General features: G+C 72.0%; 25 protein-coding genes. 11 read left to right on the top strand and 14 right to left on the bottom strand.

The features are described 5' to 3' along the window. Nucleotides 1-83 precede the first annotated feature (83 nt). The gene (locus tag KBZ04_RS00895) at nucleotides 84-1,625 is read left to right on the top strand and encodes an NAD(P)H-quinone oxidoreductase subunit N (protein ID WP_254990040.1); all 1,542 of its coding nucleotides are present in this window, start codon (nucleotides 84-86) and stop codon (nucleotides 1,623-1,625) included. A gap of 18 nt (nucleotides 1,626-1,643) precedes the next feature. After that, nucleotides 1,644-2,327 (top strand): ABC transporter ATP-binding protein, encoded by a 684-nt coding sequence (locus KBZ04_RS00890; RefSeq protein WP_254990030.1) that lies wholly within the window; start codon nucleotides 1,644-1,646, stop codon nucleotides 2,325-2,327. On the opposite strand, the gene KBZ04_RS00885 is transcribed toward KBZ04_RS00890, so the two are convergent. From KBZ04_RS00885 to KBZ04_RS00865, 5 genes are all read right to left on the bottom strand, one after another. Beyond that, nucleotides 2,317-3,582, bottom strand: coding sequence for a M23 family metallopeptidase (locus KBZ04_RS00885; RefSeq protein WP_254990029.1), 1,266 nt, complete (start codon nucleotides 3,580-3,582; stop codon nucleotides 2,317-2,319). The genes KBZ04_RS00890 and KBZ04_RS00885 overlap by 11 nt on opposite strands. A 36-nt stretch (nucleotides 3,583-3,618) precedes the next feature. Continuing rightward, a complete protein-coding gene (locus KBZ04_RS00880) occupies nucleotides 3,619-4,335 on the bottom strand; it encodes a biotin--[acetyl-CoA-carboxylase] ligase (protein ID WP_254990028.1) in 717 nt (238 codons plus the stop codon). An 80-nt stretch (nucleotides 4,336-4,415) separates the two neighbouring features. Beyond that, complete coding sequence (locus tag KBZ04_RS00875) at nucleotides 4,416-5,624, bottom strand: aminotransferase class I/II-fold pyridoxal phosphate-dependent enzyme (protein ID WP_254990027.1); 1,209 nt, start codon at nucleotides 5,622-5,624, stop codon at nucleotides 4,416-4,418. Then, nucleotides 5,611-5,961: a thioredoxin family protein gene (locus KBZ04_RS00870; protein WP_254990026.1), complete on the bottom strand. Its 351-nt coding sequence runs from the start codon at nucleotides 5,959-5,961 to the stop codon at nucleotides 5,611-5,613. Before KBZ04_RS00870 ends, KBZ04_RS00875 begins: the two co-directional genes overlap by 14 nt. A 35-nt stretch (nucleotides 5,962-5,996) precedes the next feature. Beyond that, entirely contained in the window at nucleotides 5,997-6,770 is a 774-nt protein-coding gene (locus KBZ04_RS00865) for a PspA/IM30 family protein (RefSeq protein WP_254990025.1), read from the bottom strand. A gap of 95 nt (nucleotides 6,771-6,865) precedes the next feature. Here KBZ04_RS00865 and KBZ04_RS00860 point away from each other — a divergent pair, with 95 nt between their 5' ends. Beyond that, complete coding sequence (locus tag KBZ04_RS00860; RefSeq protein ID WP_254990024.1) at nucleotides 6,866-7,402, top strand: DUF721 domain-containing protein; 537 nt, start codon at nucleotides 6,866-6,868, stop codon at nucleotides 7,400-7,402. Nucleotides 7,403-7,421: 19 nt separating this feature from the next. Here the strand turns inward: KBZ04_RS00860 and KBZ04_RS00855 are convergent, their stop codons facing one another. Further along, a complete protein-coding gene (locus KBZ04_RS00855) occupies nucleotides 7,422-7,943 on the bottom strand; it encodes a WbuC family cupin fold metalloprotein (RefSeq protein WP_254990039.1) in 522 nt (173 codons plus the stop codon). A 65-nt stretch (nucleotides 7,944-8,008) separates the two neighbouring features. On the opposite strand from KBZ04_RS00855, the gene KBZ04_RS00850 reads away from it, so the two are divergent. Then, entirely contained in the window at nucleotides 8,009-9,196 is a 1,188-nt protein-coding gene (locus tag KBZ04_RS00850) for a hypothetical protein (protein ID WP_254990023.1), read from the top strand. Nucleotides 9,197-9,241: 45 nt separating this feature from the next. Here KBZ04_RS00850 and KBZ04_RS00845 read toward each other — a convergent pair whose 3' ends face one another. Then, nucleotides 9,242-9,634 (bottom strand): hypothetical protein, encoded by a 393-nt coding sequence (locus KBZ04_RS00845; RefSeq protein WP_254990022.1) that lies wholly within the window; start codon nucleotides 9,632-9,634, stop codon nucleotides 9,242-9,244. Nucleotides 9,635-9,725: 91 nt separating this feature from the next. On the opposite strand from KBZ04_RS00845, the gene KBZ04_RS00840 reads away from it, so the two are divergent. The 3 genes from KBZ04_RS00840 to KBZ04_RS00830 are packed head-to-tail and all read left to right on the top strand — an operon-like array spanning nucleotide 9,726 to nucleotide 11,742. Beyond that, nucleotides 9,726-10,721: an SDR family NAD(P)-dependent oxidoreductase gene (locus tag KBZ04_RS00840; protein WP_254990021.1), complete on the top strand. Its 996-nt coding sequence runs from the start codon at nucleotides 9,726-9,728 to the stop codon at nucleotides 10,719-10,721. After that, entirely contained in the window at nucleotides 10,718-11,365 is a 648-nt protein-coding gene (locus KBZ04_RS00835; protein ID WP_254990020.1) for an alpha/beta fold hydrolase, read from the top strand. The genes KBZ04_RS00840 and KBZ04_RS00835 overlap by 4 nt, the downstream gene beginning before the upstream one ends. Beyond that, nucleotides 11,362-11,742 carry a cupin domain-containing protein gene (locus KBZ04_RS00830; protein ID WP_254990019.1) on the top strand — a complete coding sequence of 127 codons (381 nt, stop codon included), beginning with the start codon at nucleotides 11,362-11,364 and terminating at the stop codon, nucleotides 11,740-11,742. Before KBZ04_RS00835 ends, KBZ04_RS00830 begins: the two co-directional genes overlap by 4 nt. Here the strand turns inward: KBZ04_RS00830 and KBZ04_RS00825 are convergent. Both KBZ04_RS00825 and KBZ04_RS00820 read right to left on the bottom strand, forming a co-directional pair. After that, nucleotides 11,737-12,342, bottom strand: coding sequence for a pyridoxamine 5'-phosphate oxidase family protein (locus KBZ04_RS00825; protein WP_254990018.1), 606 nt, complete (start codon nucleotides 12,340-12,342; stop codon nucleotides 11,737-11,739). The two genes, KBZ04_RS00830 and KBZ04_RS00825, sit on opposite strands and share 6 nt — an antisense overlap. A 14-nt stretch (nucleotides 12,343-12,356) precedes the next feature. Next, complete coding sequence (locus tag KBZ04_RS00820) at nucleotides 12,357-12,962, bottom strand: glutathione S-transferase family protein (RefSeq protein ID WP_254990017.1); 606 nt, start codon at nucleotides 12,960-12,962, stop codon at nucleotides 12,357-12,359. A gap of 120 nt (nucleotides 12,963-13,082) precedes the next feature. Here KBZ04_RS00820 and KBZ04_RS00815 point away from each other — a divergent pair, with 120 nt between their 5' ends. The 4 genes from KBZ04_RS00815 (at nucleotide 13,083) to KBZ04_RS00800 (ending at nucleotide 15,669) form a co-directional block, all read left to right on the top strand. Then, complete coding sequence (locus KBZ04_RS00815) at nucleotides 13,083-13,700, top strand: TetR/AcrR family transcriptional regulator (RefSeq protein ID WP_254990016.1); 618 nt, start codon at nucleotides 13,083-13,085, stop codon at nucleotides 13,698-13,700. Between the two features lie 193 nt (nucleotides 13,701-13,893). Continuing rightward, complete coding sequence (locus KBZ04_RS00810) at nucleotides 13,894-14,055, top strand: hypothetical protein (RefSeq protein ID WP_254990015.1); 162 nt, start codon at nucleotides 13,894-13,896, stop codon at nucleotides 14,053-14,055. Nucleotides 14,056-14,150: 95 nt separating this feature from the next. Next, the gene (locus tag KBZ04_RS00805; RefSeq protein ID WP_254990014.1) at nucleotides 14,151-14,924 is read left to right on the top strand and encodes a hypothetical protein; all 774 of its coding nucleotides are present in this window, start codon (nucleotides 14,151-14,153) and stop codon (nucleotides 14,922-14,924) included. Between the two features lie 10 nt (nucleotides 14,925-14,934). Further along, complete coding sequence (locus tag KBZ04_RS00800; RefSeq protein ID WP_254990013.1) at nucleotides 14,935-15,669, top strand: class I SAM-dependent methyltransferase; 735 nt, start codon at nucleotides 14,935-14,937, stop codon at nucleotides 15,667-15,669. A gap of 16 nt (nucleotides 15,670-15,685) precedes the next feature. Here the strand turns inward: KBZ04_RS00800 and ald are convergent, their stop codons facing one another. The 5 genes from ald to KBZ04_RS00775 all read right to left on the bottom strand — a co-directional run. Next, the gene (ald, locus tag KBZ04_RS00795) at nucleotides 15,686-16,834 is read right to left on the bottom strand and encodes an alanine dehydrogenase (RefSeq protein WP_254990012.1); all 1,149 of its coding nucleotides are present in this window, start codon (nucleotides 16,832-16,834) and stop codon (nucleotides 15,686-15,688) included. 43 nt (nucleotides 16,835-16,877) lie between these two features. Next, complete coding sequence (locus tag KBZ04_RS00790) at nucleotides 16,878-18,593, bottom strand: NAD+ synthase (RefSeq protein ID WP_254990011.1); 1,716 nt, start codon at nucleotides 18,591-18,593, stop codon at nucleotides 16,878-16,880. Continuing rightward, nucleotides 18,593-19,162 carry a nicotinate-nucleotide adenylyltransferase gene (locus tag KBZ04_RS00785; protein WP_254990010.1) on the bottom strand — a complete coding sequence of 190 codons (570 nt, stop codon included), beginning with the start codon at nucleotides 19,160-19,162 and terminating at the stop codon, nucleotides 18,593-18,595. The genes KBZ04_RS00790 and KBZ04_RS00785 overlap by 1 nt, the downstream gene beginning before the upstream one ends. Further along, on the bottom strand, nucleotides 19,159-20,409 hold the full coding sequence (locus tag KBZ04_RS00780) for a DUF697 domain-containing protein (RefSeq protein ID WP_315860016.1): 1,251 nt from the start codon (nucleotides 20,407-20,409) through the stop codon (nucleotides 19,159-19,161). Before KBZ04_RS00780 ends, KBZ04_RS00785 begins: the two co-directional genes overlap by 4 nt. Nucleotides 20,410-20,495: 86 nt before the next feature. After that, nucleotides 20,496-21,260, bottom strand: a 765-nt coding sequence (locus KBZ04_RS00775; RefSeq protein WP_254990009.1) for a CNNM domain-containing protein, incomplete at its 5' end; no start/stop codon positions are given.

The raw sequence follows: 21,260 nt of genomic DNA, 5'->3' as shown, positions 1-21,260 counted from the left end.
CGCGTGCCTCCCCGAACCCTGTGGCAGACCTGTTTCTGGCAGCAGCGAGCTCCGTCACCACGGCCGCTTCCGCCGCCGAGGCGATTGCCTCGGGTCTGGGCACCGGCGCGCTGGCCCTGCAGCTGAATGCCGGGGCGATCGCCCCGGAAGTGGCCGTCCTGCTGACCCTGGTGGTCTGCCTCGTGGTCGACCTGGCCGGTGAGAAAGCCGCCAGCCGCTGGGTGCCCCCCATCTGTTATGGCGGCCTGGGGGCCTCGCTGGTGCTGCTGGCCCTGCAGTGGAACAGTCCCCTGGAGCCGTCGTTCCTGGGGTCCTTCCTGGCCGACAACCTGGCGATTGCCTTCCGGGCGGTGGTGGCCGCCTCCACCTTGATCTCCCTGCTGCTGAGCTGGCGCTACGTGGAGCGCAGCGGCACACCGATGGGCGAATACGCCGCGATCCTGCTGGCCGCCACCCTCGGGGCCATGTTCCTGTGCGGCTCCACCGACCTGGTGAGCATCTTCATTTCCCTGGAAACCCTTTCGGTGGCCAGCTATCTGCTGGCGGGATACATGAAGCGGGATGCCCGCAGTTCCGAGGCGGCCCTGAAGTACCTGCTGGTGGGATCGGCCGCCGCGGCGGTGTTCCTCTACGGCGCCTCCCTGCTCTACGGGCTCAGCGGCGGTGCCACCAGCCTGGCCACCATCGGGTTGGCCCTCCAGACCAGCGCTTCGCCGATCACGGCCCTGGCCCTGGTGTTCGTGCTGGCCACGGTGGCGTTCAAGATCGCCGCCGTGCCTTTCCACCAATGGACCCCCGACGTCTATGAGGGTTCCCCCACCCCGGTGGTCGCTTTTCTGTCGGTGGGCTCCAAGGCCGCCGGCTTCGCCCTGGCGGTGCGGCTGCTGGTGGGCTGTTTCGAAAGCTTCGATGCCCAGTGGAAGTTCCTGTTCACTGTGCTGGCCGTGCTGAGCATGGTGCTAGGCAATGTGGTGGCCCTGGCCCAGACCTCCATGAAGCGGATGCTGGCCTACAGCTCCATCGGCCAGGCCGGCTTCGTGATGATCGGCCTGGTGTGCGGCACCGAGGACGGCTTCTCGGCGATGGTGCTCTACATGGCGGCCTATCTGTTCATGAACCTGGGCGCCTTCGCCTGCATCATCCTGTTCTCTCTGCGCACCGGCAGCGACCGCATCGCTGACTACGCCGGGCTTTACCAGAAAGATCCCCTGATCACCCTGGGCCTGAGCCTGTGCCTGCTCTCCCTCGGCGGCATCCCGCCGATGCTGGGCTTCTTCGGCAAGATCTATCTCTTCTTCGCCGGCTGGGCCGACCACCAGTACCTGCTGGTGGTGGTGGGTCTGGTCACCTCCGTGGTGTCGATCTACTACTACATCTCGGTGATCAAGATGATGGTGGTCAAAGAGCCCCAGGAGGCCTCTGATGTGGTCAAGGCCTACCCCGCGATCACCTGGAACCTGGCGGGCATGCAGCCCCTGCGGGCGGCCCTGGTGGGCTGCGTGGTGATCACCGCCGTGGGCGGTGTGCTCTCCAGCCCCCTGTTCGACTGGGCCAGCTCCACCGTGGCCGGCACCCCGATCCTGCAGCAGGCCATCGCCGCGGCGGCCATCGCTCCCCTGGGCTGAGTTCCTAGCGTTGCGGCCATGGATCTCCCCAACCCACCGGTGGCCGAGCTGGTCCACGTGTCGAAGGTCTACGGCAGCGGCGACACCGAGGTGCGTGCCCTCGACGACCTGTCCCTGACGGTCCAGCAGGGCGACTACCTGGCGGTCATGGGGGCCAGCGGCTCCGGCAAGAGCACGGCCATGAACATCCTCGGCTGCCTCGACCGGCCCAGCTCCGGCAGCTACCGGTTGAACGGCACCGATGTCGACAGCCTCGACGACGATGCGCTGGCTGACCTGCGCAACCAGCAGCTGGGGTTCGTGTTCCAGCAGTTCCACCTGCTGCCGCAGCTGAGTGCCATCGACAACGTGATGCTGCCGATGATCTATGCCCGCATCCCCAAGGAGGAGCGTCGCCGGCGGGCCCTGGCGGCCCTGGATCGGGTGGGTCTCTCCAACCGGCTGGAGAACAAGCCCAATCAGCTCTCCGGCGGCCAGCAGCAGCGGGTGGCCCTGGCCCGGGCGATCATCAACGACCCGGCCATGCTCCTGGCCGACGAGCCCACCGGGGCCCTTGACTCCCACACCACGGAGGAGGTACTCAGCCTCTTCGGTGATCTCAATGCCCAGGGCATCACGATCCTGCTGGTGACCCACGAAAACGAGGTCGGTGCCCGGGCCGATCGGGTGGTGCACTTCCGGGACGGCCGCATCAGCGGCTGAGCTGCCCTCTGCCCGGGGGCACGGGCAGCCGTTCACCTGGCAGGGGCAGGGGCGAGCGGGGCCGCTCCAGGGTGGCGATGAGCTGGCCCATCAGCAGGGCCACCGCGTCGGTGCCACCCCGGCCATCCGGGCCGGGCAGGCCGGCGAACAGGCTGCCGCCGGGGTCGAGATCGCCCGGGTCGGTGGCGACCCAGCCACCATCCTGGGGCAGGCGCAGTTCGAAGTGGAGGTGGGGTCCGGTGCTCAGGCCCGTGCTGCCCACCCGGCCGATCACCTCACCCTGGCGCACCATCTCGCCATCCTTGACATAGAGCTCGGACAGGTGCCCGTAGAGGGTGCGGCGGCGGGGGCGGTCGTGCTCCAGCTCCACCGCCAGGCCATAGCCGCCGGCCAGGCCGCTGCTGACGACACGGCCGGAGAGGGCCGCCACCACCGGGGTGCCCTCGGGGGCCGCCAGATCACGGCCGGCGTGCATCAGCCAGCTGCCGATGACTGGATGCAGACGCCAGCCGAAGCCGCTGGTGGTGACCGCTGAGCCGATCAGGGGGAAGAGCAGCCGCAGGTTGCCGTTGCCACCGATCGGGGCGGGACGGGGGGTGACCCGGAACACGTCGGTGAGCCGGAAGCTGCCGCCGGCACCGGTGAGCAGGGCACTGACGGGGACGGTGATCGGCGGCAGGGGGGAGACGTCGAAGCCGAAACCGCCGAAGCCGTCGCCGCGCCCCCCGGCCACCAGATCACCCTCGCCCAGGCCGTCCGAGAGGCCATCCTTGCGGCCACGGCCGATGATGATCACGCCGCTGTTGCATTCCTGAACCGAGAGGGCCCCGGCACGGCAGGCCTTGCTGCGGGTGGCCGCCTCCTGGGGCGAGAGCAGGGAGCCGCGCACCCGCACCCGTTCGCCGGGGGTCACCACCCCTTCCCGCACCAGGGCATCGAGGGAGGCATCGAAGCGACGAACCGGTTCGGGACGGCGCTCCGCCGTTCCAGGTCGCAGCGTCGCCGGTGCGGCCTCGCCGCTGACCGGTGGCGGCGGCGCCAGGGGTTGGACGGGGGCCTGAAACTCGGGGCGGGTGACCGGCGCGGCGATCCTCACCGAAGGGCGCAGCACCGGGGTCGGGTCTGGGGCCTGGGCCGGCGGCGCCTGCGCTTCGGCACCAGGAACCGCCTGGGCCAGGACGAGGGGCATGGCCAGCCAGGAGACCGTGGCGCCGGCCGTGAGGGCCGTCAGGGCGGTGAGGGGCTTGGGGGCCATGTCAGAAAAAGGCGAAACATACTGTAAGGGGGGTGCTCAACCGGTGCCGAAACAGCGCTGCAGCACCCGCTCCCGGGGACCGTGAACCAACCGCAGACCACCATCGCTCGCCAGCCCGGCCGGACGCCAGTCGTCGCCGTCGAGGCGGATGGGGCCAGCGGGCAGCAGCAGGCGCCGCTCGGCCTGCCGGCGCACCTCCTCGGGCCGCCCGGCCCAGGCCATGGCCCACTCCAGGGCCGCCAGCACTTCCCCGCACCAGAGCAAGGGATCGGCGTGCCCTGGGCCCAGCACCTTTGCCACGGCCACCGCACCGGCAGGCACCCGGTTGGCGGCATTGAGCCCCACCCCGACGCGGGCCCAGCGGCAGGCTCCCCCCCGCAGCCGCAGACGGGGCAGCAGGCCCGCCAGCTTCAGCGGTGTGGCGCCATTGCCGGCCGCATCGGCGGTGACCAGCAGCAGATCGTTGGGCCACTTGAGCCGCACCGGCAGCCCCCGGGCCTCCAGCCGCAGGCACAGCCCCACCGCCACCGCCAGGCCAGGGGCGGCGGCCAGCTCGGCAGCGGCGGGCCAGGGCAGGGCTGCGCTCAGCCAGACCCCTCCCGCCGGCGAGCACCAGGGGCGGCCCTGCTGGCCGCGGCCGAAGCGCTGGCGGCCGGCGATCACGGCCCGGGGGGTCCGCAGGGTCCCTGCACCGGCGAGACGCGGATCAGCGGCCAGCCAGCGGTCGAGCTCCGTCTCCGTGCTGGCGCACACCGGCAGGGCCCGCAGCCGCCAGGCAAGTGGAGACGGAGGAGCGTCCGGCAGTGCCCGCCGATGGGCCCCGATCGCGCCGATCAAAACCGATGCAACCAGTCGCCGATGCGGGCCGCCCCTGCCTCCAGGTCAGCGGCCGGGTGCACCAGCGCCAGCCGCTGCCAGCCCTCACCGCCGGGGCCGAAGCCGTTGCCAGGGGTGAGGCAGACGCCACTTCCCTCCAGCAGGGCGGCGCAGAACCGCTCCGAATCCAGACCCCGAGCCTGCGCCACCTCAGGGATCTGCAGCCACAGATAGAGGGCCATCGAGGGCAGCCGCACCGGCCAGCCCTGGGCCTCGAGGGCGGCGGCCATGCGGTCGCGGCGCTCCCGGTAGACCCCGCGCAGCTGCTCGGGCCAGTGGGGGGCCCGCTCCAGGGCGGCGATGGCTCCGGCCTGCAGGGCCAGGGACTGGTTGAAGTCCACCACCCCCTTGAGCTGGCGCAGGGCGGTGATCAGGTCCTCGGCGCCGATGGCGAAGGCCAGCCGGTACCCCCCCAGGCACCAGCTCTTGGAGAAGGAGAAGAATTCGATGCCGCAGCGCCGCCAGTCGGGGTGGCGCAGCAGGGCGGGGGCTTCCCCGTCCAGGGCCAGATCCACGTAGGGGTTGTCGTGGGCCAGCACCACGTCGTGGCGCAGGGCCCGCTCCACCGCCCCATCCAGCCAGGCCTGCTCGCCGGTGGTGGCCGTGGGGTTGTGGGGGAAGCCCAGCACCATCAGCTTGAGGGCCTGCCACTGGCTCGGGGAGAGCCGGTCGAAATCCGGCCGCCAACCGGCCTCGGGATCGAGGGGCAGCAGCACCGGTTCGGCGCTGGCCAGATGCAGGCCCCCCATGTGGGAGGGGTAGTAGGGGTCGAGCAGCAGGGCCGGATCGCCCGGGTTGAGCACCGCCAACGGCAGATGGGCCGTGCCCTCCTGGGAGCCCACCAGCAGCAGCACCTCCGTTTCCGGATCCACCGCCACGTCGAACCGGCGCCGCGCCCAGGCCGCCACGGCCTCGCGGAAGGGCAGGGTGGCGGCGTGCAGGCAGTACGAGGCGCTCTCCGGCCGGCCAAGGCCCGCGGCGATGGCCGCGAGGGCCACCGGGGGCGGCTGCAGGTCGGTGGAGCCGAGGGAGAGATCCAGCAGCGGCGGCAGGGGAGCGCCATCAGGGCCGCGACCAGCGGCCCGGGCGCTGTAGGCGGCCTTGCGCTGGTCGTTGCGGGCGAAGACGCCGCTGCCGAGCCGCGACAGGCGCTCAGAGATGGGCATCAAGGAACGCCTTGAGCTGGGACTGGGCCATGGCACCTTCGTGACGGGCCAGTTCCTGGCCGCCGCGGAACAGGATCAGGGTGGGCAGACCCTGCACCTTGAGGCTGTCACGGCTGATGGGGTTGGGGTCGGCCTCCAGCTTGCCCACGGTGAGGGCTCCGCCGGTCGCCTCGGCGTAGGCCGTGGCGGCCCAGGTCATCAGGGGGGCCATCAGCCGGCAGGGGCCGCACCAGGCCGCCCAGACGTCCACCAGCACCGGCCCCTGAGCCTCGAGAACCGTCGCCTGGAAGTTGGCATCGGTGAGGGCGAGGACGGGGGAGTCGACGTCGGCGGGCACGGCGGTCGGGACAGCGGTGGCCCGATTGTATGAATTCAGAGCTTGTCGATGGACTGGCGCAGTTCCTCGAGTTCGGCATTCACCTCCGCCACCTTGACCGGCTCCAGCTGGGGCGCCGGACCGCCCTCCATGGGCAGGGAGATGGGGGTCTTGCCGCCTTCCAGCCGGTTCTTGAGGGCCGCCAGCTCCTCGTCGACGTTGCTGCCCTCCAGCGCGGCGAACTGGCTTTCCAGATCGGCACCGGCCAGCTCGGCGGCGGCCTGGCTGCGGGCCTCCATGTTGAGCACCTTCTCCTCCATCTGGTCGAAGGCGGCCATCGAGCTGTTGGTGTTCAGGCTGCCCACGGCGTTCTGGAGCTGCTCCTGGGCCTGGGCCGCCTGGGCGCGGGCCTTGAGCATGTCCTTCTTGGTCTTGGCCTCGGCGATCTTCCCCTCGAGGGCGGTGAGGCTGCGCTTGAGGGTGTCGACCTGGCCGGCCTGGCCGCTGAGCTGGGCGTTGAGGGCGGTGGCGGTGTCAGTGTAGGTTTTGCGGCGCGAGAGGGACTCCCGGGCCAGGTCCTCCTCCCCCTTCTTGAGGGCAAGCTCGGCGCGCTCGTACCAGGTACGGGCCTGGGCCTCGGCCTGTTCAGCCTGGTTCTGCAGCCGCTTCTGGCTGGCGATGGCGGTGGCCACGGCCTGGCGCAGTTTCACCAGGTCGGCCTGCATGTCCGCCACGGACTGATCCAGGATCTTGGCCGGATCCTCCGCCTTGCTCACCAGGTCGTTGAGGTTGGCGCGCAGGAGGCGGCTGAGCCGATCGAAGAAACCCATGGAAGCGGGGCTATTGCAGAAACCGACAGTAGCCAGAACCGGCCGTGGGAGCCTCCCAAGCGGCCAGCGGATTGCCGCACCCCTAGCGTGCAGCCATGGAGCCCTCCCGTCGCAGGATCAGCGAGGCGGTGCAGACGCGGCGGGTGGGCAACATCTCGCTGCTGATGCCGCCCCCCCGACCGCCGGCCAGCGCCCTTTCGAGTTGCCTCGAGAGCCTCCAGCAGGACTGGCGCCGCGACGGCCACCTGGCCGGGCTGTGGCGGGAATGGCCCCGGATCGCCGGCCCCCAGCTGGCCCCCCATTGCCGCCCCCTGCAGCTGCAGGGGGGTCTGCTGACGGTGGGTGCGGCGCCAGGGCCGTGGCTGCAGGCCCTGCAGTACAACCGCCACCAGTTGCTGGGTGCGCTGCGGGCCGCTGGTTTCGCGGTTCGGGACGTGCGGGTGCAGCAGCACCACACCAGCGCCCCCGGCACGCCGGGCGGCCACAGCGAGGCGGACGTGTGGGCCGTCCATCCCAGCCGCTGCGATGTCCATGGGATGGCGGACTGCCCGGCCTGCGGCCGGCCGGCCCCGGCCGGGGAGATGGCCCGCTGGGGCCACTGCAGCTTCTGCCGCCGCGCCGAACTGACCTGACGGCCGCAGGCGGGGCCGTTCAGGGTCCGCCAGCCACCCTGCGGTCGTCGAACAGGGCCCGCCAGGCCTGCTCCTGGAGCGCCGCGGCCTCGGTGCCTTCGAGGGGGAAACCGGACAGGAAGTCCTTGTCGGCGGAGGGCTCGTAGGGCCCCTGCTTGATCTCCATCAGCACCGCATCGGTGCTCAGGGCCACCAGGGTGTGGATCACCCCTTCGGCCAGCTCAATCCCGTACAGGGGCCCGCGGGCACTGATCCTCTCCCGGCCCAGCACCCGTCCGGCGCCATCGAGCAGGAGCAGCCCCACCTCCCCCTGCAGCACCAGGAAGCATTCGAAACCGGCGCCGGGGGTCTCGCGACGATGGCGGTGGGGCCGCACATAGGTGCCCGGCTGCAGCACATTCAGGAAGCGCTGCACCCGATCGGTGGGGGCGTGGAAGTTGTGGTTAAGGCGCCGGCGCGGCGAGCCGGCGGCGCCGGCCGCCACGATGTCGAACAGCGCCTGATCGATGCGCTGCAGGGGGGAGGGGGCGGCGGACTCCAGCGGGGGCACGGACGGCCATCGGCAACGACCCATAGATTGATCGCCCTGAGGGCAGCGGCAACGCCATGGGTGCAGGTCAGCGGAGAATCCGGCAGGCGGCGGGCCCCTTGCTGGTCCTGCTCGGCACCGGCCTGGCCCTGCCGGTCCTGGCGGCAACACCCAAAGCGGGTGCCGCGCCGGCGGCCCCGGTGGCCACCTACGGGATGGAGGCCGTCACCAGCTCGGGAATGGGGGCGATGGCCATGGGCGGCGCCGACATCATGCGGATGATGATGAGCGGCCGCCCTGCGATGAACAGCACCAGCCGCCAGCTGGAGCTGCGGTTGCAGGCGCCCGGCAAGGTGGCCAACCCCTCAGCCGAGCACCGCATCCCGCCTGCCATGGCGTTGGGCACGGCGCTGCCGTTGCGAAGCGGCAACGACAGCCCTGGGCAACCCGGCCAGTGGCAGGACAAGGACATCCCCGAACCGAAAGGGCGGCTGTTGATCTATCGAGGCTGCGCCGAAAGCGCCGGCGCCGGCCAACCGGAGATCATCACCCTGAAGGGGCTGTTGCCGGACCAGCGTCGCCAGACCCTCGAAGGCCTCAGGCGTCTGGCCACCGCCCCCGCCGCTGGCGGCGCGCCCCTCACCAGCGGCCGCTGGCCGTCGGGGGAGGAGGCACAGGCGGTGCCGCCGCAGGCCTCCCTGGTGGGGAACCATGTGGTGACAAGCAACTACGCCCCGGAGATCCGCTTCCCGGTGGGCAGCGGCCACGACTTTCTGGCCCCGGTGAAGCTGACGAGCACCCCGGCCGGCGGCGCCCAGCGGCTGAGCTGGCCGACCATCCCCACCGCCCTCGGCTACCAGGCAACGGCCACGGGCATGGGTCGCCAGGAGGGCGACATCGTGATGTGGACCTCCAGCGAGCTGCCGATGGCCGACAGCGGCGTGCCGGATGCCCTGCGGGCCCCGGAAGCCGCCCGGCTGGTGCAGCGCGGCGTGCTGCTGGCCCCGGAGCGCACCACCTGCGCGGTGAGCGCCCAGGCCATGGCGGCGATGGGGGCGGGGATGGTGACCTTCACCGCCTACGGCGACACGCTGCTGCTGAGCAGCCACCAGGGCAGCGCCGCCTGGCGGCTCAGCCTGGAGCGGCGCTCCACCGCCACCCATCTGCTGGGGGAGGGCATGGAGGGCCTCGATCCGGTCTCCGGCGACGGCAAGGAGGCGCCGGCCCAGAAGGGTGGGGGCTTCAACCTGTTCAAGCTTTTCTGATCGGTTCCACGCCCGTCGGCCGGACTGCCGGTCAGGCCCCGGCCGTCACCGACCCCGTCGCTGCTGGCGAAGGTGGACCGCACCGCCGGGACCGACCTCGATCCGCACCGCTTCCCCGTACTGGCCGTTGGTGACGTAGCCCTCGGCGGCCCGCAGGCGGGTGCCGTCGGCCAGCTCGCCCTCGATCGCGAAATGGGCATCGGAGACGATGCGGAAGGAACGGCTGACCGCCTCCCCATCGGCGATCGGCTCAAATCGCAGCGTCTCCCAGGGCAAGGACACCTCCAGGGACACGATCGTGCGGCCGCTCCTGTTGGTGACCGTGAGCTCGTTCCGGGTGTGCTCCCGAAACGCCACGCCAGTGCCGATGGCCGCCAGACCAGCCACCGCCGCCAGCGCCAGGAACGAGCGTCGGGTGAGGCCTGCCACAGCAGCCACCTTGGCAAACCTGCGGCCCGCTGCCCATGGGCGGCTCCTTAGCCTGATCCGGTTCGCGGCACCCGATTCGCCGCCCGCAGGAGTCCGCCCCTTGGCCGCAGCGCGCCACATCCTGCTGACCGGCGGCAACTCCGGCATCGGTTTCGAGGCGGCCGTGGTCCTCTGCCGGGCCGGCCACCGCCTCACCCTGCCCTGCCGGGACCGGGCCACCGCCGAGGCGGCCGGACGCCGGGTGCTGGAGCGGGCCGGCACGGGCCTGCCGCCCGTTCCCGCGGTCTGCAACCTGGCGGATCTGGAGAGCGTGCGGGCCTGTGCCGCCGCCCAACGGGCGCGGGGAACCGCCATCGACACCCTGGTGCTCAACGCCGGCCTGCAGTACGCCGGCGCCAGCGAGCCGCGGCGCACCGCCCAGGGCCATGAACTCAGCTTCGGGGTGAACCACCTGGGCCATTTTCTGCTGGCCCACCAGCTCTGGCCCCTGCTGGCGGCAGGGCGATCGCCGCGGCTGGTGGTCACCGCCAGCGAGGTGCACGACCCCACCACCGCGGGGGGCAAGGTGGGGGCCCCGGCAGGCCTGGGCGCGCTGGCGGGCCTGGTGCCGGGCCAGGGCACCACGCTGGTGGACGGCTCAGCTCCGTTCAGCGCCGACAAGGCCTACAAGGACAGCAAACTCTGCAATGTGCTGTTCGCCCGGGAGTTCGCCCGGCGCCTGGAGGCGCGGGGCACGCCCGCTGCGGTGATCGCCTGGAGCCCGGGGCTGGTGATCCCGCCCACCAGCACAGGCGGCTTCTGGCGTTACAGCCGCCAGTCGAACGAGCTGGGGCAGCGCCTGTTCGCCCTGGCGGCCCGCTCGCTGCTGCGCCTCACCGAGAGCGTCGAGAACGCCGGGGCACTGCTGGCCGCCCTGGCCGTCGATGACGCCTACGCCGCCAGCGGCTTCACCTACTTCCGCAACCGTGTCACGGCTCCGGGCCGGCACCTGTTCGAGGCCACCGCCACCAGCAGCGAAGGCCAGGACCCTGAGCTGGCCCGGCGGCTGTGGGAGGCGAGTGCGGCCCTGGTGGGCGTGGGGGCCGATCGGCCGTGAGAGGCCGGCCCGAACGGCTGCTGTTCCTCCCCGGCGCCTCGGGCGACACCTGCTTCTGGCGTCCCCTGGATCAGCGGCTGGCCTGCCGCGCCGAGCGGCTGCATCTGGGCTGGCCCGGGTTCGGTGACACCCCGCCCCGGCCGGGGGTCAACGGATTCGACGACCTGCTGGCCCTGGTGCTGGAACCGCTGGATCGCCCCTGCGCCCTTGTCGCCCAGTCCATGGGTGGGGTCCTGGCCCTGCGGGCCGCCCTGGCCCGGCCCCGGTGGGTGACGCACCTGGTACTGTCCGCCACCTCCGGTGGCCTGCCGATGGCGGCGCTGGGGGCCGCCGACTGGAGGGCCAGCTTCCGCACCAGCCTGTCCCATCTCCCCGACTGGTTCGCCACGGCAACGACGGACCTCTCCGGGCGCCTGCCCGAGATCGCGGCACCCACCCTGCTGCTGTGGGGCGATAGCGACCCGTTCAGCCCGGTCACCGCCGGGGAGCGCCTGGCCATGCTGTTGCCCGATGCCCGTCTGCACGTGATCAACGGCGGCGACCATGATCTCGGCCGGGATCACGCCGGGCGGCTGGCACCGCTGGTCGACGCGCACCTCAGCAGCACCGCTCGGCCCACCGCCGCTCCCATCACCCCACCATGAGCAAGACCACAAGCCCCTACTGGAATCCGCTGGCGCCGGAGCAGGCCCACCGCTGGCGCTGGCTGGAGGGGCTGGAGGGCCAGGTGCAGGAGCTGGTGCTCAGTGAAGACCCGTCCACCGGGGAGATCACCCGGCTCACCCGCTTCCTTCCCGAGGCCGACACCACCGCCTTCGGGGGCAAGGCCCACCCCTTCCCCGAGGAGATCTTCATCGTCAGCGGGCGCCTGTTCGATGCGGCCTTCGGCCTGTGGCTGGAGAGCGGGCACTACGCCAGCCGGCCGCCGGGGGAGGTGCATGGCCCCTTCCGCGCCGGTGGGGAGGGCTGCCTGGTGCTCGACATCTCCTTCCCCCAGCGAGGAGGGGAAGGATCGTCATGAGCGGAGCCAACGCAGACCCTGGAGCTCCTCCTCGAGCGCAGCGATCCGCTGCTGCAGCGGCCGCAGCTGGGCTTCCAGCTCCGCGGCTGTGAACCGGGGAGTGATGAACTGGGGGCAGTTCCAGTCGAAGGCCTCCACCCGGATACGGAAGAGGCGCTCCACCTCCCCGGCCGCCTGCGGCCCCAGCTGCACCGCCAGCCGGGGATCATCAGCGGGCGGCACCACCTGCGCTTCCCCGTCGATCTTGAGCCGGCGACGGGCGGCGTAATCCATCAGGAACAGCGCCACCCGCGGATCGCGGCGCAGGTGGCCGGCGGTGAGCAGCTGGCGATTGCCGCCGTAATCGGCGAACCCCAGGGTGCCCTCGTCGAGCACCCGCAGGAAGCCCACCGGCCCGCCCCGGTGCTGCAGGTAGGGGGCACCCGCTTCGGTGAGGCTGGCCAGATAGAAGCTGTCGCGGGCGCTGATGAAGGCGATCTCCCTGGCACTGAGGCGATCGGACGCCGCAGCCGGGGGCACACCCTGGCTCTGGCCATAGGCCTGGAGCTGGGCCTCCCCCACGGCTGGGCTGAGATGGCGATGCAGGTAGTGCTGGCTCATGGGGGAAGTCCCGCTCAGGCCTCCAGGCCCTTCATGGGCATGTAGCCCGGCAGCGCCTGAATCCGCCCGATCCAGGCGCAAACGTTGGGATAGGTGGCCAGATCGATGCCGCCGTCCGGGGCCAGGGCCACGTAGGGGAAGACGGCGATGTCGGCGATGGTGGGGCGCTCCAGCTCCAGCCACAGGCGCGGGGTCAGGTGCCGCTCCAGCTGGTCGAGCAGGAAGGCGGCCTTCTCGGTGGCCCGCTCGATGGAGATCGCCTTGACGCCGAACAGGTGATGCAGCCGGGCACTTTCCGGGCCCTGGCGCACTTCACCGGCGGCGGTGGAGAGCCAGCGCACCACCCGGGCCTGGCCGAGGGGATCGGCGGGCAGCCACTGGCCATCCCCCTGGCGGGCCGCCAGATAGAAGAGGATCGCCTGGGCGTCAGCGAGGGTGGTGCCGTCTGCCTCGAGCACGGGCACCTGGCCGAAGGGATTGACGGCGAGGAACGCCTCCCCCTTGTGCTCGCCGGCCATCAGATCGACGCGGACCCACTCGTAATCAAGCCCGAGCAGTTCCAGGAGCAGGCGCACCTTGTAGCTGTTGCCGGAGAGTTCGTGGCCGTGGAGCTTGATCATCGGGGCGAGGGGATGGGAGCCGGGGATGCGGACAGCCAGAGTAGACAGACCGGTCTGCGCATTCAAAGGTATCAGACCTTTCTGTCTACTCACTAGATTGGGCGGATTGCAGCGAAATCCATGGCCGGGAGCGGCGCCACCACCAGGTCCTCCGCCAAGCGGGACGCGCTGCTGGACACGGCTGAGGGGCTCTTCGCCCGCCACGGCTACCGGGCCGTGGGCATCGATACGGTGCTGGCCGAGGCCGGGGTGGCCAAGATGACCCTCTACAAGCACTTCCGATCCAAGGAGGAGCTGATCGCCGCCGTGCTGGAACGCCGCAGCAACGCCATCGCCGCGGGGCTGGCCAAGCGGATCGCCGCGGCGCCGGAGGACCCCGGGGCGCGCCTGCTGGCGGTGTTCGACTGGCTGGAGCAGGCGGTGCGCTCGCCGCAGTTCCATGGCTGCCTGTTCATCAAGGCCGCCAGCGAGTACCCCGAGGCTGAGGATCTGCCCCGCCAGGCGGCCGAAGCGTTCAAGCAGGCCTGCCGTGATCGGCTGGAGGGGCTCTGCAGTGATCTCGCTGTGGCCGACCCCGAGGGTCTGGCCCGCCAGCTGCAGCTGCTGTTCGAAGGCACCCTGGTGGTGGCCTTCCTGCAGCGGACTTCCCTGGCCGGCGCCGATGCCCGGCGGGCCGCCGAAGCCCTGCTGGCCTCGGCACCGCGAGCGGGCAAGGACGCCGGGGGCGCCCAGCGCTGACAAGCCGCGGCGGGCGCCCTACAACCGGGGGACCGTCGGGACCGTTGCCCTGATGGCCAGGAACCACCACCGCTGGCCGGCCCTGCTGGCGGCCTTTCCCCTGGGCCGCCACCTCTGGCAGGTCTTCAACGACCGCCCCCAGCCCGCCTAGGATTCCTGGCTGGCTCCACTGGAGACGGCGCTGCTGCGCTGGATGGGTGACCGGGGCCAGCCGGCGGCCACGGCCTGGGCCTGCCTGCAGCCCTTCCTGGTCGCCAACGCCTGCTTCGGCGGCCTGGCCCTGCACACCACCTTTCAGAAGCTCCAGGTCAGCAACCGCACCCAGGCCGTGCTGACGTTTCATCACCCGGGCTGATCGACAGGCCGCCGCCCCTTGCAACTGTTCGCACCCGATGGGGTGCCCACCGGCAAGCCTCTGCCTAATCTCCCGGCAAACCGTCTCCCCAAGCGATGGCCGTGTCTCCGATGCAGGATCCCTCCGGTGGGTCCTCCCTGAAGGTGATCGAGGCGGTGAAAGAGGGCTGGCAGGCCTTCGCCCGGGCCCCCTGGGTGTTCATCGGTTTCACCCTGCTGGCGGGGGTGCTAAGCAGCCTCTGCTCCCTGATCCAGGGCCAGGTGGACCCCGAAGCGGCCGAGGCCGTCAACACGCTTCAGCTGGTTCGGCTGCTGCTGGGCTCGATCCTCAGCGTGCTGGTGAGCCTGTGGAGCACCACGGGGCTGGTCCGGGGCGCCTGGAGCGCCCTGGCCGGGGGGAAGCCAAGCCTTGGCACCTTCATCCGCTGGGATGGCCAGGCCAGCTGGCGGCTGTTCCGCAATGGACTGGTGCTCGGGATCCTGTTCGGCGCGGTCCTGGTGGTGGCGGCCCTGGTGGGGGTCGCCGCCGCCCAGCTCAACCAGGTCCTGGCCGTGCTGCCCTTTCTGGTGGCGTTCGCCGTGCTGATCTACCTGGCGGTGAACCAGAAGTTCATGGCCCAGATCGCCCTGCTGCAGGGGCTCGGACCGATCGACTCGATCACCCGGGGCCGCACCCTGCTCGATCCCCAGTGGGGCTCGGTGCTGCTGCTGGCCCTGGTGGAATTCGCGATCGCCCTGCTGGGCCTGCTGGCCTGCTTCGTGGGGCTGCTGGTGGCGGTGCCGGTGATCCTCTGCACCAGCACGGCCGCCTACCGCCAGGTGTTCGGCAGCGAAGACCTCACCGGGTTGCTGGTCGAGGCGGCGGCCTGACCCTTTCCCCATGGCGCAAGGTGACGCAGGCTCGGTCCCGAAGCCCCCATGGCCGGGCCCGGAAGAGCAGATCCTGGCCTCATGGGTCGTCAACGCCGCCGCCTGGACCCGGGCTGTCCGCCGCGGCGAGATCCTCAGCCGCGAACGGGTCACCAACGGGGCGATCCTTGACGCGATCACCACGGCCGCCCCACGCACCCTGCTGGATCTGGGCTGCGGCGAAGGCTGGTTGAGCCATCAGTGCGCCCGCCAGGGAATCGCGGTGCTCGGCACCGACGCCGTGGCTGAGCTCACCGCCATCGCCGTGGAAGGCGCCCCGCCCGGGGCCCGCTTCCAGACCCTCACCTACCAGCAGATCGCCGCCGGTGGCCTGGACGAACGGTTCGATGCGGTGGTGGCCAACTTCTCCCTGCTGGGGGATCGCAGCCTCGACGAACTGTTCCAGGCTCTGCCGAAGCTGCTCGCCCCCGGTGGTTGCATGCTGGTGCAGACCCTCCACCCCCTGCTGGTCTGCGCCGACCACCCCTACGAAGACGGATGGCGGGAGGGCTCCTGGGCCGGCTTCTCCCCGGGCTTCCAGGCGCCGGCTCCCTGGTACTTCCGCACCATGGAATCCTGGATGCGACTCTTCCGGCGCCACAACCTGGTCGTCAAGGACGTGCGCGAACCCGTTGATCCCCTCAGCGGCCAACCCGCCTCGGTGATCATTCAAGCCATCCACACCAGCACCCGGAACGCCGCCTGAAGGCCCTGCCGCCGGCTCAGCGCAGGCAGGCCATCGGATGGCGGGGAGCCACCCCCAGGGCCTTGGCCACGCCGGGGTGGCACACCGCCCCATCCACCGTGTTCAGGCCGCTGAGCAGCTCGGGCCGGTCGGTGACCGCCTCCAGCAGGCCCCGGCCTGCCATCACCAGGATGTAGGGGAGCGTGACGCTCACCAGCGCTTCTGTGGAGGTGAAGGGCACGGCGCCGGGCATGTTGCCGACGGCGTAGTGCTGCACCCCGTGGATGGTGACCACCGGATCGGTGTGGGTGGTCTCGCGGCTGGTGGCGATGCAGCCGCCCTGGTCGATGGCCACATCCACGATCACCGACCCTGGCCGCATGCGCTGCACCAGCTCCTCGCTCACCAGGGTGGGGGCCCGGCCACCGGGCAGGAGCACGGCGCCGATCAGCAGGTCGGCGCCCGGCACCAGCCGCTCGATCAGACTGCGGCTGCTCACCAGGCTGGTCATGCGGCCGCGCCGGTCGGATTCCAGGCCCCGCAGGCGGTGGGGCGAGCGATCCAGCAGGAACACCTCCGCATCCATCGCCGCGGCGATGCGGGCCGCGTTCCAGCCCACGGTGCCGGCCCCCAGCACCACCACCCGCGCCGGCCGCACGCCGGTGCAGCCCCCCATCAACACACCACGCCCCCCGTGGGGTTTTTCGAGCAGGTGGGCCCCCACCTGGGCCGCCAGCCGTCCGGCCACCTCGCTCATCGGCGCCAGCAATGGCAGGCTGCCGTCCTCGAGCTGCACCGTCTCGTAGGCCACCGCGGTGGTGCCCGCCTCCAGCAGGGCCTGGCCCACCTCGGGGTAGGCCGCCAGGTGCAGGTAGGTGAACAGCACCAGGTCGCTGCGCAGGAAGGCAAATTCCTGCGGCTGCGGTTCCTTGACCTTCACCACCAGGTGGGCCGCCCAGGCCTCCTCACAGCTGACGATGCGGGCGCCCGAGGCGCGGTAGTCGTCGTCGCTGATGCCGGCCCCCAGGCCCGCCCCCTCCTGGACGCGCACCTCCATCCCCTGGGACACCAGCTCATGGACGCCATCCGGGGTGAGGGCCACCCGCTGCTCGTCACGCTTGATTTCCGTGGGCACCCCGATGCTCGCCATCGGGGAGGCCAGGGGTGCCGGGCCGGGAGCTGGCATGGGGCAGGAAGAATTGCCGCCCGGAGGCGATCGTGGCCAAACCCTAGGCCGAGGCGATGGGCATGCGCCAGCCACTGCCGAAGGCCCGATCGCTCACCTTGAGCACCGGTGCCGCCTGGCGCCGCTTGAACTCGGCCCGCCGCAGCAACCCGGCCACCCGGGCCACCAACGCCGGATCGGCCCCCTGGGCCACCAGCTCCTCCGGCGTGCGCATCGCCTCGATGCAGGCCTTCAGCAGGGGATCCAGCACCGCATAGTCGGGCAGGGAATCGCTGTCGCGCTGGTCGGGGCGCAACTCGGCGCTGGGGGGCTTGGTGCGGATCGCCACGCCGATCAGTTCCCCATCGGACGGCAGGCCGAGGGCGGCGCGGCAGGGGCCGGAGGCTTCCCCGTCCAGCCAGTCACAGAGGCCGGAAATGGTGGTCTTGTAGAGGTCGCCGATCACCGCCAGGCCACCGTTCATGTCGCCGTAGAGGGTGCAGTAGCCCACAGCCAGCTCGGATTTGTTGCCGGTGGAGAGCAGCAGCCCCCCCTTCTGGTTCGCCACCGCCATCAGGAGCGTGCCCCGGATGCGGGACTGCAGGTTCTCCTCGGTGACCCCGGCCGGGGGCGCCCCCAGCTCCGGGGTGAGGCCGGCGGCGAAGGCCTCCATCAGCGGCGCGATCGGCAGGGTGCCGGTGCGCAGGCCGAGCCGGTGGGCCAGGGCGTCGGCATCGTCGAGGGAGCCGGCCGAGCTGAACGGGGAGGGCATCCGCAGTCCCTCCACCCGGTCGGGACCGAGGGCCGCGGCGGCGATCACCGCCACCAGGGCCGAATCGATGCCACCGCTCAGCCCCAGCAAAGCCCGCCGGAAGCCGCACTTGGCGGCGTAGTCGCGCACCCCCAGCACCAGCACCCGCAGCAGCTGCTCCCAGGGGTCCTGCGGCGCCGCGACTGTCGTTGTGGCGGGCGTTGTGGCCCCGACGGCGTCCTCCCTGGCGGGGGCGGCGTCCCAGAAGCCCAGGTCCTCGGCGGCGCAGCCCAGGCGCAGCAGGGGCCGCCCCGATCCATCCACCACGAAGCTGGCCCCGTCGAAGACCAGCTCGTCGTTGCCGCCCACCTGGTTGAGATAGGCCACCGGCGCCCCGAGCCGGGCCGCCGCCCGGGCCGCCAGGGCCTGGCGCACCTCCCCCTTGCCGCGGCCGAAGGGGGAGGCCGAGAGGTTGAGCAGCAGGTCGATCCGGCCGGGCACCAGGTCGGCGATCGGGTCCACCGCATCCGGCCAGCGGCTGCGCAGGTTCTCCTCCACCCACAGGTCCTCGCAGATGGTCAGGCCCAGCCGCCAGGGACGGCCACCGGCCTCCAGCTCCAGCACCGCCGCGGCGTCGCCGGGCAGGAAGTAGCGGCGCTCATCAAAGACGTCGTAGGTGGGCAGCAGCCGCTTGCGGCAGACATGGCGCCAGCCGCCCCGCTGCACCAGGGCCAGGGCGTTGTACAAGCCCGGCTGGCGCCGGCCAGCCGCCGGCTCGGCCACCCCCACCAGCAGCGCCAGTCCGCCTGGGCAGGCTGCCGCCAGGGAGGCCAGTACCCGCTCCTGGCGCTGGATCAGGGCGGGACGCAGCAGCAGGTCCCGCGGCGGGTAGCCCCACAGCGACAGCTCAGGGGTGAGCAGCAGGTCGGCCCCACCGGCGCTGGCCCGCTCGGCGGCCGCCAGGATCCTGCGGCCATTGCCCTCCAGGTCGCCCACCAGGGGATTGAGCTGGGCCAGGGCGAGGCGCATCAGGACTCGGAGAGGCCATAAAGATTGTGCTGCAGCAGCACGGGCCAGAGTTCGGACGGTACCTGGGCCGGGTCGGGCCGCTCCCGGATCCGGGAACTGGCGCTGGGCGGAATCGCCAGGGGCAGGAGGTCGAGGGTGGCGCCCAGGCCCCGCAGCCGCTCCAGATCCTCCGGTTGCAGCGGCCAGCCCTCCCGGCGGGCGATGCCGAGCCGGCAGCTCCGCAGCAAAGCGTCGGCCCGCTTCCAGCGGGGAATCTGGCCGGCCCGGTCGCTGCCGACCACGAACACCAGCTCCCGGTCGGGCCAGCGGGTCCGGGCCCGCTCCAGGGTCTCCACCGCCCAGGGGCTGCTGAGCACGGGCTCCAGGCTGAGGCGGGGGTCATCGATGGCGTCCACCAGGGCGGACAGCAGGGCGGTGCGCACCTCCAGGGGGGCGCCGTGCTGCTTGAGGGGGTTGTCGCTGGCCCAGGTGACCACCGCAGGGAACAGGCCCAGCAACCCCTCCAGCAGGGCCCGGTGGCCGCGGGTGGGGGGATCGGCGCTGGTGCCGAACAGGGCGAGACGGCTCACGGGTGCAGGCCGCCGCCGGCGGTCCGCTCCCCCCCCTCCTGCTGCCACTCGCCCAGCCAGCGGCGGGTTTCCGGATCCTGCCGCACCAGCCGGCGCAGCAGGGCCCCCGGCTGGCCGGCGGCGGTGGTGCTGCGCAGCAGCTCGGCGGCCGCCAGCCGGCCCGTGCGCCGGGTGGTGTGGACCGCCAGCGCCGCCTGGGCCAGGGCCACCGGGGCCGCCGGCGCCAGGCTCAGCCCGCCGCTGAGGGGCGCCGCCAGCAGCAGCAGCTGGCGCAGGCCGCCCAGCAGCAGCTGCAGGCCCAGCTGGGCGCCCCCCAGCAGGGCGTTATGACCGCTGAGACGGGCCAGCAGGGCGCGGGCCCCACCGCGGGTCATCGGCAGTCCATAGAGCTGGCAGAGCTGGATCACCAGGGCGCTGTCGCAGGCCAGACCGCCGGCCAGATCGAGCAGCAGCAGGGGGTTGGCCGCCACCCCCGTGGCCTTGAGGGCCGCGAAGCGGCCGATCAGGCCCTGGGCCTGGCGGCGACCGTGGCGCAGCCGGCAGCGGTGCAGGGCCTGGCTGAACCGGTCGGCGGCCCGCAGGGCATTGAGGGCCAGCAGCAACTCCCCATGGCGCTCGAGCAGGCCGGTGAGCTCCCGGCGCAGCGGCTCCACCCGGGGAGGCGCCGGCTCACTTCGCACCCGGCCGTCGGCCCGCAGCCGGGCCGCCCGGGGGGCGGCCGCCACGGCCAGGGGCCGCAGGTTGCGGGCCCCCGCCGGCAGGCGCCGGCCGATGCTGGCCAGCAGGGCGTCGCGCTCGGCCTCCGGCCAGCAGTCGCTGCGGTTGAGCACCAGCAGCAGGGGCTTGCCGGAGGCCAGCAGATCGTCGAGGGCCTCGGCATCCATCACGGTGAGGTCGCTGTCGATCACCAGCAGCACCAGGTCGGCGCCCACCGCCACCCGGGCCGCCAGGCGGGAGCGGGCGGCGGCGGCGATCTCATCAATGCCAGGGGTGTCCACCAGGTCGACCCCCTCCAGGCCGGCCAGGGGCTGGCCCCAGGCCTGCTGCTGCTGGCGGCGGGTGCATCCGTGGGCCACATCGGTGGCGAAGTGCTCCTCACCGAGCAGGGCGTTGAGCAGGCTCGACTTGCCCACCCCCACCCGGCCGAACACCGCCACCCGCGGCCGACGGCGCCGCAGCCGTTCCAGCTGGCGGTCGAGGCTGGCCAGTTCCGGTGCCAGGGCGGCCTGCTCCCGGCCGCTGAGCACCAACCCCGATCGCCAGCGGGCCAGCAGCTGGCGGCAGCGCTCGGCGGCGGGGGGGGCGTCGAACGCCGGAGCCGGTGCCGCCGTCGTCACGGCGTGGTCTCCGCGGCGGCGGCGGGCCGGCGCCACCAGCCCGCCAGCACGGCCAGCACGGCCTCGGGCCCGATCACCCCCACGAAACCCCCGAACTCGTCCACCACCACCCGAACCCTGGAGCCGTTGCGGCGGAAGCTTGTGAGCAGACGGTCGGCCCGGATCATCTCCGGCACGAACTCCACCGGTTCGCAAAGATCGGCGGCCCGGCTGCCCCCCCTGCCTTCCACCAGGGCCGTCAGCAGCTGCTCCCGGCTGGCCACGCCCAGCACCTCGTCCACCTCCTCCCCCAGCACCACCCACCAGGCGGTGGCATGGCGCAGCAGGGTGGAGCGCTGCTCGTCGAGGCTCTGGTGGCCGGCCAGGGTGGGGGCCGACACCCTGGGCAGCATCAGGTCACGGGCGGTGAGGTCGTTGAGCTGGAACACCTTGGCGATCATGGCGGCCTCGTCGGCCTCGATCTGGCCCTTCTGGGAGCCAAGGCGGGCCAGCAGGCGGATCTCGTTCTCGTCGGTGCTGATCTCGTTCTCGGCCGTGATCGCCGGCAGGATCCGCTCGAGCAGCAGCACCAGGGGCAGCATCAAGGTGGTGATCAAGCCAAGCCCAGGGGCCACGGCCAGGGAAACGGGCAGGGCCAGCTTGCTGCCGATCGCCTTGGGCAGGATTTCCCCCAGCAGGATCACCAGCACCGTCAGGGCCACCGAGAACAGGGGCAGGGCCGGGCCGCTGATGCCGCAGCGGGCGAAGACGACGCTGGCGAA

This window comes from Cyanobium sp. N5-Cardenillas (genome assembly GCF_024345515.1).
GTDB lineage: Bacteria > Cyanobacteriota > Cyanobacteriia > PCC-6307 > Cyanobiaceae > Cyanobium.
This window is presented reverse-complemented; position numbering and strand designations above follow the sequence as displayed.